Origin of the sequence: Sorangium sp. So ce145 (assembly GCF_051525985.1) — a bacterium.
GTDB lineage: Bacteria > Myxococcota_A > Polyangia > Polyangiales > Polyangiaceae > Sorangium > Sorangium cellulosum_B.
Genome location: NZ_CP150315.1, coordinates 10726742 through 10740802 on the forward strand (window position 1 = coordinate 10726742; position 14061 = coordinate 10740802).

General features: G+C 71.4%; 10 protein-coding genes. 9 read left to right on the top strand and 1 reads right to left on the bottom strand.

The annotated features are described in order from the left end of the window. Positions 1-59: 59 nt before the first annotated feature. On the bottom strand, positions 60-308 hold the full coding sequence (locus tag WMF34_RS39815; RefSeq protein WP_437991066.1) for a hypothetical protein: 249 nt from the start codon (positions 306-308) through the stop codon (positions 60-62). A 49-nt stretch (positions 309-357) separates the two neighbouring features. Between WMF34_RS39815 and WMF34_RS39820 the strand changes: the two genes are divergently transcribed. The 9 genes from WMF34_RS39820 (at position 358) to WMF34_RS39860 (ending at position 14060) form a co-directional block, all read left to right on the top strand. Further along, positions 358-1146, top strand: a complete 789-nt coding sequence (locus WMF34_RS39820; RefSeq protein WP_437991067.1) for a hypothetical protein — start codon at positions 358-360, stop codon at positions 1144-1146. 89 nt (positions 1147-1235) lie between these two features. Then, the gene (locus tag WMF34_RS39825) at positions 1236-3308 is read left to right on the top strand and encodes a PEP/pyruvate-binding domain-containing protein (RefSeq protein ID WP_437991068.1); all 2073 of its coding nucleotides are present in this window, start codon (positions 1236-1238) and stop codon (positions 3306-3308) included. A gap of 142 nt (positions 3309-3450) precedes the next feature. Beyond that, positions 3451-4134: a DUF4956 domain-containing protein gene (locus WMF34_RS39830; protein WP_157907240.1), complete on the top strand. Its 684-nt coding sequence runs from the start codon at positions 3451-3453 to the stop codon at positions 4132-4134. A gap of 102 nt (positions 4135-4236) precedes the next feature. Then, positions 4237-6366 (top strand): DUF3616 domain-containing protein, encoded by a 2130-nt coding sequence (locus tag WMF34_RS39835; RefSeq protein WP_437991069.1) that lies wholly within the window; start codon positions 4237-4239, stop codon positions 6364-6366. Next, entirely contained in the window at positions 6354-7793 is a 1440-nt protein-coding gene (locus WMF34_RS39840) for a TolC family protein (protein WP_437991070.1), read from the top strand. Before WMF34_RS39835 ends, WMF34_RS39840 begins: the two co-directional genes overlap by 13 nt. A 10-nt stretch (positions 7794-7803) precedes the next feature. Continuing rightward, positions 7804-9033, top strand: coding sequence for a CotH kinase family protein (locus WMF34_RS39845; RefSeq protein WP_437991071.1), 1230 nt, complete (start codon positions 7804-7806; stop codon positions 9031-9033). A 582-nt stretch (positions 9034-9615) separates the two neighbouring features. Beyond that, the gene (locus tag WMF34_RS39850; protein ID WP_437991072.1) at positions 9616-10296 is read left to right on the top strand and encodes a methyltransferase domain-containing protein; all 681 of its coding nucleotides are present in this window, start codon (positions 9616-9618) and stop codon (positions 10294-10296) included. Between the two features lie 88 nt (positions 10297-10384). Beyond that, on the top strand, positions 10385-12631 hold the full coding sequence (locus WMF34_RS39855) for a glycosyltransferase (protein WP_012240453.1): 2247 nt from the start codon (positions 10385-10387) through the stop codon (positions 12629-12631). A gap of 34 nt (positions 12632-12665) precedes the next feature. Continuing rightward, a complete protein-coding gene (locus WMF34_RS39860; RefSeq protein ID WP_437991073.1) occupies positions 12666-14060 on the top strand; it encodes a DUF362 domain-containing protein in 1395 nt (464 codons plus the stop codon). Position 14061: the final 1 nt, after the last annotated feature.

Below are 14061 nucleotides of genomic sequence, written 5' to 3' on the forward strand. Positions count from 1 at the left end.
GCGGCGCGGCCGACCGTCTAGCTTAACAAGGAAAAGGACACAGAGACCATGACACGCACTTATCGCCCCTTGCTGCTGCCCCTCACCCTCGCGCTGCTCTCCCCCGTGGTCGCCTGCTCCAGCTCGGACCCGGGCGTCTCGGACGACAGCTCGACCAGCACCTCGTCCAGCTCCGGCGGCAGCACCTCCTCGTCGTCCGGCGGCAACTCCTCCTCGTCCAGCTCCGGTGGCAGCACCTCCTCGTCCAGCTCCGGCGGCAACTCCTCCTCGTCCAGCGGCAACACCACCTCGTCCAGCTCCGGCGACACCACCACCTCGTCCGGCTCCGGCGGGACGACCGAGAAATTCAGCTTCTTCGTGACCAGCCTCGTCGCCCTGCAGGAGCTATCGGGCTCGCAGGACGGCTTCGGCGGCGATCTCCGCTTCGGCGAGACGGGCCCCGGCGCCGGGCTCCGCGGCGCGGACAAGATCTGCGCGACCATCGCCGAGAAGAGCATGCCCGGCGCGGGGAGCAAGCAGTGGCGCGCCTTCCTGAGCGCCGTCGCAGGGGAGGACGGCAAGCAGGTCAACGCGATCGATCGGATCGGCGAGGGTCCCTGGTACGACCGGCTAGGCCGGCTGCTCGCCAACAACAAAGAAGAGCTGCTCAACGACCGCCCCTCCGCGGCCGACCCTGCGATCATCGACGACTTTCCGAACGAGGACGGCGTCCCCAACCACCAGCCCGATCCGAGCCAGCCCGAGGTGGACAACCACGACATGCTGACGGGGACGAACGACAAGGGAGAGCTCTACAGCGCGACCGCGACCTGCAAGGACTGGACGGCCAAGTCGGGCGACTCGAGCGAGGGGCGGCCACGCGTCGGTCACTCGTGGCCCAGGAACTTCGGAGGTGGCGGCTTCCCGACCGGCGGCAGCAGCGGGGCCGGCTTCCCCGGCGGCAGCACCGGCGCCGGCCCCGGCGGCAGCACCGGCGCCGGCCCCGGCGGCAACATCAACATGGCCAACTGGATGTCGTCGCTCGACGAGGCGGGGTGCGCGCCGGGCATCAACCTCCTGGAGCAGGGGGGGCCGCTGCCCGGCACGGTCACCGTCGGGTCCGGCGGCGGTTACGGCGGGTTCTACTGCTTCGCGCTGACGCCCTGACGCCTCGACGCCCTGATACCTTGACGCCTTGACGCGGGATCACCGGCGCGCGCCGCTCCTCGGTCAGCATCCTTATCTCAGGAGGAATCATGTACAAAGGCACTCGCATCACGTCGATCGTCGCGCTCGCCTTGCTCGCCTCGGCGCTCCCGGGCGCGTGCGGCGGCGGCGGCGGCGGCACGGACGACCCCGGCGTGACCGAAGAGGTCTGCGAACGCACGGACCCCGGTGAATCCACGGAGTTCCTGAAGCGCGTCGGGTGCGCCGCCGACTTCGAGGCGCTCGCTTCGGTGCCCATCGACGCCAGCTTGCCCGGCGCGCGGTCGGTCAAGGTCGTGCTGGATCAAGCCGATCAGAACGCGCTGTATTTCCAGAACAGCGTCCTCTACCTGATCCACTACGACTTCGTGTCATCGCACCTCTCCGGCGACGCGCTGCCCCTCGTCCCGCCGCTCGCCGAGTTCAACGCGACCGAGTACTTCACGCCGGATCGCCGCTTCGTCCTCGGCGCGGTGACGCATTACGAGGGCCCCGGCGTGTGGGCCGTCGAGCTCTCCCCCTACGACACCGCGTCCGCGGACATGATCGCCACCCTGTTCAGGGCGGTCAAGGCGGCCTCCTTCTTCGGGTCGAAGCTCGCCTTCCACCCGACGTCGGAGGCCGTCGCGGCCGAGGCGAAGAAGCTCCCCGCCGACATCCCCGTGGTCAGCACCGGCGATCTCTACGCCGGGATCGACTACCAGCCGCTCTCGCTGGGCACGGCGGTGGGCCGGCTCCACTTCGCGAAGGCGGCGGATCTCGACTCGGAGTACCTGTCCCACCAGGACATCGTCGTCCTCGACGAGGCGCCCAACGACATCTCGGTCGTCCAGGGGATCATCACCGAGGAGTTCCAGACGCCGCTCTCGCACGTCAACGTGCTCTCGCAGAACCGGCGCACCCCCAACATGGGGCTGCGCAACGCCATGACCCACCCCGACCTGCTCGCGCTGAAGGACAAGCTCGTCGAGCTCACCGCGGGGCCGACGTCCTGGAGCGTCCGCGAGGTCACCGAGGCGGAGGCCGAGGCGTTCTGGGAGGCGCACAAACCCACGCCCGTCACGCTCCCCGAGATGGATCTGACGGTCACCGATCTGCGCGACCTCGAGGAGGTGACCCCCGATCCACCGGAGGGCGAGACGCTCCGGGACGCGATCAAGAAGGCCGTGCTCGCCTTCGGCGGCAAGTCGGCCCACTACTCCATCCTGGCCAGGATCCCCGAGGTCCCGATCCAGAAGGCCTTCTCGATCCCGATGTACTACTATGACCAGTTCATGAAGCAGAACGGGTTCTACGAGCAGATCGACGCGATGCTCGCCGACCCGAAGTTCGCCACCGACGCCGCGGCCCGCGACAAGCAGCTGAAGGCGCTCCGCGACGCCATGAAGACCGCGCCCGTCGACGCCGAGCTCCAGGAGCTCCTCAGGGCGAAGATCGAGGCGGAGTACGCCGGGCACCCGATCCGCTTCCGCACCAGCACGAACAGCGAGGATCTCGACGGGTTCCCGTGCGCCGGCTGCTACGACTCGAACACGGGCGATCCGACGGACTGGGAGGACGTCCTCGACGCCATTCGCAAGACGTACGCGAGCGCCTGGAAGCTCCGCACCTTCGACGAGCGCACCTATTACGGCATCGACCACCGGACCATCGGGATGGCCTTGCTCGTGCACCACAACTTCCCGGACGAGGAGGCGAACGGCGTGGCCATCACCAACAACCCGTTCGACACGGCCGGGGTCCAGCCCGCCTTCTACGTCAACGTGCAGTTCGGCGGTGACGTGGAGGTGGTCGCCCCGCCCGCGGGCGTGACGAACGACGCGTTCCTCTACTTCTTCAACCAGCCGAACCAGCCGGTCACCTACCTGACGCACTCGAGCCTCATGCCCGAGGGCCAGACGGTCCTCTCGACGGCGCAGGTCCACCAGCTCGGCGTGGCGCTCGACGCCATCCACGAGCGGTTCTCCCCCGCGTACGGGCCGGCGAGCGGCAACGACGGCTGGTATGCGATGGACGTGGAGTTCAAGTTCGACGACGACGCGAACCCCGACGAGCCGCCGACGCTCTACATCAAGCAAGCGCGCCCCTACCCTGGCCGCGGCGCCGCCTCCGGGGCGCCGTGACGCGGACGCGCGTGGATCGCGTGAATCGCGTGAATCGCGTGAATCGCGTGGAGCGCGTGGAGCGCGTGGAGCGCGTGGATCGCGTGGATGGCGCCGGGCGCGCGCCGCGGCCGGCGATCACCCCGGGAAAGAGCGGCTCGCCGTGATAGACTGGCTCGGATGGGTCACCCAGGGGAGCGCCATGGACTTCCGCAGGGCGGTCGTGGCGCTCCTGCTGGCGTTCGGGCTCGGCCAGGGGGTCGCGCTCGTCTACATGGCCACATTTCGCGGGCTGTCCTACTCCCGCTCGTCCGTGCACAGCATGGCGATGGGCAGCGTCATCACCTGCATGCTGATGCTCTCCGTGGGCAGCAGCATCGCCGCCGGCATCGGCGTCGCCGTGGGCCTGAGCGCTGTCCGGTTCCGCACGACCATGCGCGATCCGCGCGACGTCATGTTCGTCTTCGCGGCCCTCGGCGTCGGCATCGCCTGCGGGCTCCAGGCGATCGGCGCGGCCCTCGGCGGGACCGCGATCTTCGCCGCCGGGACCTTGCTCCTCCATTTCACCGGCTGGGGCTCGCGACGACAGCCGGATGGCCTGCTCCGCTTCACCGCGCCCGCCGCGGCCGAGGTGGAGGACGCGCTCGCGAGGGTGCTCCGCGCGCACTGCCGGACCTTCTCGCTGGTGACGCTCCGGGAGGCTGCGCAGGGGACCGTGATGGAGCATGCTTACCAGCTCACCATCCTCGCGCCCGAGCTCCGCTCGGCGCTCGTCGCGAAGCTCCAGGCGATCCCGGGCGTGCAGGATGTCTCTCTCATGCTTCAGGAGCCGACGCTGGATCTCTAGCGGCCGAGGTCCATCGCGGAGGATGCCTGTCGGTCACGCCCTCGTGGGCCATCTCGCTTCGTTGACGCAGCCGCCGCCGTCATCACCGCGCAAGGATCATCGATGTACAGCTACCAGCGACTCCGCTCGGCGCTCCAGGACGCCGCCCCCGCGATCACCTTCGTGCTCACGCTCGGCGCCGCCCTGTGGCTCCACGTGGGCAGCGGCCCGCGCGGGCGGGTCTTCGGCTACGCGGAGGCGCTGCCCGAGGTGCTCTCGCCGGTCGAGACGGCCCGGGTGGCCTCCATCGAGGTGACCGTCGGCGAGGAGGTCGAGGCCGGGCAGATCATCGCGACGCTGGACACGTCGGTGATCGACGCCGAGATCGCCGTCGCCAAGGCGGAGAAGACCCAGGTCGAGGCCGATCTGAACATGGAGCTCGCCCTCCTCGAGCAGGAGCTCGACACGAACCGCGAGACGGTCGAGCGCCACCTCGCGGTGCACCGCGAGGAGCAGCGCCGGGCGGCCGCCGAGGCGAAGGTGCTGGACAGCGAGATCTCGCGGATGAAGCAGCTCGTCGAGAACCGGCAGGCGGTCCTCGAGGACCTGACGAAGCTCGACCTGGCGCACGCGACGGTCACGGCGATCGCCAGCGAGAAGCCGCGGACGCTGAGCGTCCTCACGGAGCAGCTCAAGGCGACGGAGCGGCGGCGGAACGGCCTCCGGGATCGGACGTCGGGGCTGGCGGCGAAGCTCGACGCCGACGTGCGCGTCGCGACCGAGAACATCGCGATGCTCGAGCAGCGGCGCGCGAGCTACGTGCTGCGCGCCGCGAACGCGGGGCGCGTCATCTCCATCGACAGGCAGCCCGGCGACGTGGTCCCGGCCGGGATGCCCCTGGTGCAGCTCCTGAGCGCGCGCACGGGCGCGCGCGCGATCGCCTGCGTCCCCGAGCGCTTCGCCCTCGGCGTCAGCGACGGGGACGCCGCCGAGCTCTACGTCCGGGGCCAGCTCGGCGACGCGATCCCGGGCACGGTCATCGCGGTGGGGCCGCTCGTCTCCCAGCTCCCCCCGCGCTGCTGGCTCACGCCGGAGCTGCCGGCGTGGGGCCGCGTCGTCACCATCTCGCTGGACGCGCCGATGGCGCTCGTCCCCGGCCAGGCCTTCGACATCACGTTCGACGCGCGCCGCGGCGCGGCCCCCGCCCAGCCGCCGCCGAAGCCCACCACGACCGCGCCGAAGGCCGGCGGCACGCCGAAGGCCGGGGCGGTCGCGTCGCAGTCCCCCATGAAGGTGCCCCCGACCCTGGCGAGCCGGACGCGCTTCGAGCCGTCCGGCGTCCTCGCGCGCCCCGGCGAGTCCCGGTACCTCCTCGTCAGCGACGACACGGGCCACGAGCAGAACAACGAGGGCGCGCCGTGGCTCTTCGCGATGTCCCCGGGCGGCGCCGTCGCCGCGGATCCGGTGCCGGTGAGCGGCGTCGACGAGCTGAGCGACGTCGAGGGGATCGCGGCCGGCGACGCGGGCGAGATCTACCTCCTGTCGTCGCAGAGCTACAGCAAGAAGGGGAAGCGCAAGTCGGAGCGGACCGCGCTCCTCCGCCTCCGCCAGGACGGCCAGGGCTTCCGCGTCGACGGCGGGATCCACCTGGCCGAGGTCCTCGACGCGGACCCCGCGCGCGCCGCGGCGCTCGGCCTCCCCGACGGGACGCGGGCGCTCGACATCGAGGGCCTCGCCTTCCGGCAGGGCGCCCTGTACCTCGGGCTGAAGGCGCCGCTCGACGCGCAGGGCAACGCGATGATCTGGCGGATCGGCTCCCCGAGCGCGCTGTTCGGCGGCCTCCCCGGCGAACAGCGGGCCGCGGCGGTCGAGGCCGCGAGCGCGAAGAAGAAGCATCGTATCACGGCCGAGGCGGCGCGCTTCGACGCGGCCCGCGTCTCGCTGTGGGCGCGCGCGCGCGTCGACGTGGAGGTCGCCGGGAAGCCCACGCCGGGCGGCATCTCGGAGCTCGTGTTCATGCCGGACGGCGCGCTCGCCATCACGTCCACGCCCTCGACGGCGGACGGCGACGCCGGCGCGCTGTGGCGGGTGGATCGCCCCGAGGGCGGCGTCCTCTCGCCGCGCCTCGTCCAGCGATTCCCGGGGCTCAAGCCCGAGGGGATCACGCCGTCGCTCACGCCGGGCTCGCTGACGATCGTGTTCGACGCCGGCAGCGGCACGCCCTCGTTCGAGGAGCTCTCGTGGGGCCCGTGAGCCAGCGCCGCCGCCGCGCGGCGATCCCCGTCATGGTGCTCTGCGCGGCCCTCTCGGGCTGCGCTTCCCCGCCGAGGCCGGCGGCGTCCGACCGCGCGATCGCCCTCTACCGCGAGGGCCGCGCGCCCGCCGGCGCGCCGGCGCTCCGCCGCGCGGGCCCGGGCGCGCGCCCGGGAGGCGCGGCCAGCGCGGCGCCGCTCGCGATGACGGTGGAGGACGCCGTCGCCTGGGCGAGAGACCACAGCGCCGAGCTCGCCGCGCAGAACGCCCGCGCCGAGGCGGCCGCGGCGCAGGTCGAGGCGGAGGACCACCTCGAGAACCCGGAGCTCCGCATCACGAACATCGAGCTCCAGCGCATCCGCGAGCGCGAGCCGCGCGTGAGCACCGCGCTCCGCTTCCCGGTGACCCGCCCTGGCGAGGTCGACGCGAACGTCGCGGAGGCGCGCGTGGACGAGGCCAAGGCGCTCGCCGATGCGCGCGAGATCGAGATCGCCCTCGAGGCCGACGTCCGGTCGCTGTTCGACGAGGTGCTGCTCTTCGACGCCGAGATCGAGGCCGCCGACGCGGTGGCCGAGGCGCGAAGATCGCTCGCCACCTGGATGAAGGGGCAGCTCGCCGCCGCGCGGACGACGGCGGTCGACGAGGCGATGACGGAGCTCACCGCCGTCGACGCGGAGCAGGACGGCGTGGATCTGCGCGCGCAGCGGAGCGCGGCGCTCGCCGCGCTCCTGTCGCGCATGGGGCTCGATCCCGCGGTGCCCGTGCGCCTCCTCGGCGCGCCGAAGAGCGCGTGGCCTCCCCCGGAGCTCCCCACGGAGGAGCAGGCCGTCGAGCTCGCGCTCAAGCGCCGCCCCGAGATCGAGCTCGCGGCCGCGCAGGGCGACGCGGCGGACGCGGCGCTCCACGCCGAGCGCGCCGCGCGGTGGCCCTGGCTCTCCTTCGTCGAGGTCGGCTACGACTTCCGGCGAGAGAACGACCTCGGCCTCGGGTGGACGTTCGGGCTCGGCATCGAGCTGCCGCTGTTCGACACGCACCGCCCGGCCGTCGCCGCGGCGGACGCGGCGCGCAAGGCGGAGCAGCGCTCGCTCGGCGCCGCGGTCGAGCTCGTGACGCGCGAGGTGCGGACGAGCCTGGCCGAGGCCCAGGCCACCCGGGCCCTCGTGACCGAGCTACGGCGCCGGATGACCCCTGCCGCCGAGCGCGCGGGCGCCGAGGCGCAGCGGGCGATCGAGGGCCGCAACGTCGACGTGGGGCGGGCGCTCGAGGTCGACGAGCGCCGCGTGCGCCTGGAGCTCCGGCTGCTGCGCTTCGTGCGCCGCTACTGGACCGCGGTCGGCGAGCTCCGGCACGCGGTCGGCGGCCGGCTCCCCGCCGAGGCGGGCGACCATCACCGGAAGGCGGAGAGCAGGCGAGATCCCCAACAGTAGGGCGGGAACGATGAGATCCCTTCATGCATCCGCGGTCCTCGCGCTCGTCGCGGCGAGCCAGGGTGGCTGTGTGCCCCTCGATCCGGGCAGCGACGTCGTCTTCGATCGGACGGCGCTGCACGAGATCGCGATCACCATCGACGAGGCCCACCTGGGGCAGCTCCGCACGGACCTCGACAACCGCGTCCCGTGCACCATCGTCTACGACGGCGACGTCGTCAGCGGCGCTGGCATCCGGCAGAAGGGCAACTCGGCCGTGGATCTGTCCGAGAAGCCGAGCTTCAGCATCAAGTTCGACGAGTTCGATGAAGAGGCGAACCTGCACGGGGTGAAGAAGCTCCTGCTGAACAACTCCAAGCAGGACCCGAGCTTCCTTCGCGAGCAGATCGGCGAGGTTCTGCACGACCGCGCCGGCGTGCCCGCGGCGCGCACCGCGCACGCGGTGGTGAGCGTCAACGGCGTGGACAGGGGGATCTACGTCGTCACCGAGGCCATCGACAAGCGGTTCCTGCGGCGGCACTTCGGCGAGGTGAACGACGAGGGCGCGCTCTACGAGGGCCCGTGCTGCGGCGACTTCGCCGAGGACATCGACGCCGTGGAGCTCGACGGCGGCGACGACGGCGGCGGGGCAGAGCTCCGCTCTCTCGCCGCCGCCATCCAGGACGCGCCGGACGAGCAGCTCGCCGCGGAGGTGAGCAAGCGCCTCGACCTGAGTCGGTTCCTCACGACCTACGCCCTCGAGGCGCTGCTCGGCCACTGGGACGGCTACGCCTACCGGGCGAACAACTACTACCTCTACGAGAACCCGGCCGACGGGCGCTTCGTGTTCATCCCCCACGGGATGGACCGCATCCTGGACGACCCGCACTTCGACACCGAGACGGAGCCCGTCGCCGTGCTCCCGCGCCGGATCCGGGAGATCCCGGCGCTCGACGAGCGGTATCGCGCCGAGCTCGCCCGTGTCGTGAGCGCGGCGTGGGACGAGGGCGCCGTGCTCGCGGCCATCGATCGGGCGGAGGAGGTGCTCGGCGAGGCCGCCGCCGGCGACGCGACTCGAGGCGACCTGAGCGAGTTCAAGGCGCACGTGGGCGCCCTGCGCAGCGATCTGAAGCTGCGCCGCACGCTGGTCGATCCCGCGATCGTCTGCGGCGACGGCGACGTCGCGGGGCTCGAGACGTGCGATGACGGCAACACGGCGGCTGGCGACGGGTGCAGCGCGAGGTGCCGCGTCGAGCCTTGATGGCGACGAGGCGCGCCAGCGCATTCAGCGCCGACGACGTACGGCCGGCTCAGGCCGATTGGACGCGCGGCGGCCCATCTCATGCCTCAGCTCCTCGACCGCGCCGAGGCAAATCCTCGGATCCAGGGGCGCGCCCGGGACCGTCAAGTGCTTCGACAAGAACTCGACCGAATCGGCCACGCGGCCGCAGGGTCGAAATGGGATGCGCGTGTTCGCCAGCATCATGATGCCAGTCGCGACGCTGCGCACGGCGGACGCGAAGAAGCCTTGTCCTTCGAACGCGACCGATACCGCGCTCACCGCCGTGGGATGCTCCTCGAAGACGCGGACGATGATCTTCCGCAGATCCGGTGTCGGGAGCGGGGTATGTGGCTCGATGACGGCGAGGTGACCGACCCCCGAGTAGCGTGTACGAGAGATGGCAGCCGAGCCGCGCGGCGCCGAGCGACGGCCTCTTGCGGGCCGCTCCGGATGAACAGGGCCGCCTGGTGGGCGAGGTGACGACGCGCGATCGGTCGGCCGCGTGCCGCGCGGCATGGTCGCCGGGGTGAGGCTCCGCCTGCCCCGTGCTATGGGGCCGGCATGCCGAACGCCGCCGGCGACATCGACGTGGAGGCGCTGAACGACCGCCTCGCCCGCGAGCACCCGATCGACGACTACTACGAGCGCTCCCCGCTGCCGATCCGGCTCATCGAACGAAAGCGGCTCGCCATCCTCCGCGACATGCTCGGCGACTGCGCCGGCCTCGATCTCGCCGAGGTCGGCTCGGGCGGCGGGCATGTGCTGCGCCTGTTTCCGCGGGCGCGCATCACGGCCATCGACGTCTCCGACGTCTACCTCGACACAGCCCGCAGGAACCTCGCGGGCTACGACGCTCGCTTCCTCAAGGGCGAGGTCGACAAGCTCGACCTGCCCGCCGCGAGCTTCGACCGCATCGTCTGCACCGAGGTCCTGGAGCACACCGTGGATCCCGCCGCCGTCCTCGCGGCGATCGCGCGCCTCCTGCGCCCCGGCGGCGTGGCCGCGATCACGGTGCCGAACGACCCGCTCATCGCGCGGCTGAAGGGCATCGTCCGCCGCACGCCCGTCGGCTACCTCCTGCGCGACCGGATCCAGTGGGGCGGCGACGTCTACCACCTGCACCAGTGGACGCCCGAGGAGTTCGGCCGCCTGCTGGCGCGCCATCTGCGCGTGACCGAGCGCCGCGCCGCGCCGCACGACGCGCTGCCGATCCGCGCGTGCTTCCGCTGCGTGCCCCTGTGACTCCGGCCCTGTTTCCGGGCCGCGCGGCGCGCCGCGCACCCGCGAACCGACGCGCGCTCCGCTTCCAGGTAAACTAGGGAAACACGCCATGACCGACGCCCATCATGAGCTTGCTCCGGAGACGCCGATCGAGCTCTCCGTCCTCGTGCCCTGCCTCAACGAGGAGCTGAACATCCCCGAGCTCACCGACCGCATCCTCGGCGTCTTCCGCGCGGGGGCGCTCACGGGCGAGCTCATCCTCGTCGACGACGGCTCGACCGACGGCACCGCCACGACGATCCGCGCGCTCATGGCCGCGCACCCGGGGCTCGTCGTGGGGTGCTTCCACCCGCAGAACCGCGGCATCACGGCGGCGTGGCGCACCGGCGCCGCCGCCGCGCGCGGCAAGCTCGTCGCCACCATCGACGCCGATCTCCAGTACCAGCCCGAGGACCTCCTGCGCCTCCGGCGCGAGCTCTACGAGCACAGCGTCGATGTCGTCCAGGGCTGGAGGAGCGCCGTCGGGCGCCGCAGGGACCGCCGGTACCACCTGAGCCGCGGGCTCAACCACCTCTTGAACACCACCTTCGGCATGTCGCTCCACGACAACAAGAGCGGCTTCGTGATGTGCGCACGGGAGGTGTTCCAGGATCTCTTGACGTACAAGGGCAGCTATTTTTACTGGCAGTCCTTCATCCTGGTCGCCGCCCACGCCAAGGGCTACTCGTACAAGGAGGTCGAGACGCTCTTCGAGCAGCGGCGGCAGGGCGTCTCCTTCCTCGACCAGGCCGCGGCGCGCGCGGTGGTCAAATCGTTCTACGACCTCGGCAAGGCCGCGTGGGAGTACCGCGTGGACCGGATCCCACCGGACGTGGCGACTCAGTACCTCCGCCGCAACCCGGTGGTCGACCGCTCGCCGGAGCGCGACCCGCTCTCCACGGCGAGGTGGCGCGCGTACCTGGCCGCGTTCAACCACACCCACTGGATGATCACGCGTGACGTCGAGCACTACTACGAGACGCTGCGCAGGACACAGTGGCTCACGCCGTCGCAGACCCGCGAGCTCCAGGACGAGAAGCTCAGGCGGCTGCTCCGCCACTGCTACCGCAACGTGCCCTACTACCGCGCTCGCATGCAGGAGCTCAAGCTCCGGCCCGAGGACATCCGCGGCCAGGAGGACCTCCACAAGCTGCCGTTCCTCACCAAGGCGGATATCCGGCGCCACCTCTACTTCGACATCATGTCGGAGAACCACGACAAGTCGCAGGTCCTCAAGATCACGACGAGCGGCTCCACCGGCGAGCCCTTCGTCTGCTACGCGGACCGGGCTCAGCTCGAGTTCCGCTGGGCGGCGACGCTCCGGGCGCAGGAGTGGACGGGCTACCGCTTCGGCGACCCCACGGTGCGCCTCTGGCACCAGACGATCGGCATGACGAAGTGGCAGGCCGCCCGCGAGCGCGCGGACGCCGTCCTGTCGAACCGGACGTTCATCCCGATCTTCGAGCTGTCCGACGACAACCTGGGAGAGATGATCGCGAGGATCGCCGGCGCGCGGCCGGTGCTCATGGATGGCTACGCCGAGGCGCTCGATTTCCTCGCCCATTACGTCAAGAGCACCGGAAAGGTCGCGGCACGGCCGCGCGCGATCATGTCGAGCGCGCAAACGCTGCCGCTGCCGAGCCGCCGGCTCATCGAGGAGGCGTTCGGCTGCAAGGTCTTCGACAAGTACGGCAGCCGCGAGTTCTCGGGCATCGCGTACGAGTGCGACGCGCACGAGGGCCACCACGTGGTGGCCGAGGGGTACATCGTCGAGGTCCTGCGCGACGGGCGCCCCGCCGAGCCGGGGGAGATCGGAGAGGTCGTGATCACCGATCTCAACAACTTCTGCATGCCGTTCGTCCGCTACCGCATCGGCGATCTCGCCGAGGCGATGTCCCCGTCCTTGCCGTGCCCCTGCGGCCGCGGGGCGCCGCGCGTCGGCCGCATCGAGGGGCGCGTCCAGTCCATCATCCGCGGGACGGACGGGCGCTATCTGCCCGGCACGTTCTTCGCGCACTACCTCAAGGAGTTCGATTACGCGATCAAGCGCTTCCAGGTGGTGCAGGAGGAGCGCGACGCCATCACCTTCCGCGTGGTCAAGGGCGGGCGGTTCTCGCAGCAGGTCCTGGACGAGGTGCTCGCGACGTTCCGCCGTCACCTCGGCGAGCGGATGCGCGTCGACGTCGAGTTCGCCGACGACATCGCGCTCGTCCGCACGGGCAAGCACCTCGCGAGCGTCTCGCGCCTCAACGTCGATTTCCAGCGCGCCGCGCCGGCGGAGATCCTCGCGTCCGGCCTGAGCGGCCCGGGCGCTTGACCGGGGGCTCCCGATGACAGCGACGAGCCGCCGCGTGGTGACGGTCTCTCGGCCGGGCGTGAGCTACGGGGGCAGCGCGCCCTATGGCCCGCCGAGCCCGGTCTACGAGGCCGTCGAGGCGCTCTTCCGCGGGCTCGGCCTCGACGCGGCCCGCGCCGGCACGCCCGCGTGGAACCCGCTCGGCGACCTGATCGCGCCGGGGGACCGCGTCGTCGTCAAGCCGAACCTCGTCTCCTCGAAGAACCTCCACCAGAAGATCACGGGCGAGCGGCTCGCCGCCTCCAGCACGCACGGCTCGCTGCTCCGGCCCGTGCTCGACTATGCGCTCCGCGCCGCCGGCCCGCGCGGGAGCGTGCGCGTCGTCGACTCCCCGGTCGAGGGCTGCGAGATCGAGAAGGTCGCCGGCCCGCTCGGCATCTTCGACGTCATCGATCACCTGAAGGGCCAGGGGCATGACATTGATTTCATCGACCTGCGGTATTTCCGGATCGCGCCGGTGTTCGCGCTCGACGACGTGCGCCGCTTCGGCCGCTCCTGGAACCTCGGCCTGCTCCTCCGCCGCCGACTGCCCGGCGATCCGCGGGGCTACCGGGTCGTCGATCTCGGATCGAGCAGCTTCTTCGCCGGCGCGGGCGCCCCGCGCAGCGCCGCGCTCCGCTTCCACCGCAGCCATTACGCGACGCCGGTGCCGCACCACACGGGGCAACGGCACGAGTACAGCGTTCCCCAGACGCTCCTCGACGCGGATGTCGTCATCAACCTCCCCAAGCTGAAGACGCACAAGAAGACGGGTATCACGCTCTCGCTGAAGAGCGTGATCGGCCTGACGAACGAGAAGTACTGGCTCCCGCACTTCACCGAGGGCGATCCATCGGTCGGCGGCGACGAGTTCGATCGGCCTCAGGGCCTCGGAGACGCGGTGGAGAACAAGCTCAGCCGGCTCCCGCTCCCCGGCGATCACTCGCTCGTCGCGCGCGCGCCGCGGCTCGAGGCGCCGCCGAAGGTCATCGATGGCAGCTGGGAGGGGAACAACACGCTCTGGCGGACCATCCTGGATCTCAACCGCATCCTGTTCTTCGCTGACCGCGGCGGCGCGCTGCGCGGGGAGCCGCAGCGGCGGTACCTGACGATCGTGGACGGCATCGTCGCGGGTGAGGGCGAAGGGCCGCTCGGGGCGACGCCCGTGCGCGCGGGGCTCCTGCTCGGCGGGTTCGATCCAGGCCTCGTCGACGCGATCGCCTCGCAGGTGATGGGCTTCGATCCGGCGCGGATACCGCTCGTGCGGGAGTCGCTGGGCGGGGTGTTGCTCCCTGGCAGTCACCTCGACGAGGTCGAGCACATCGTCGACGGGCCCGCGCCGACCCACCGGTTCAAGCCACCGCGGAGCTGGCCGTCGCTGCTGCCGGGCGCGGGCGGCGCGGCGGCGTGAC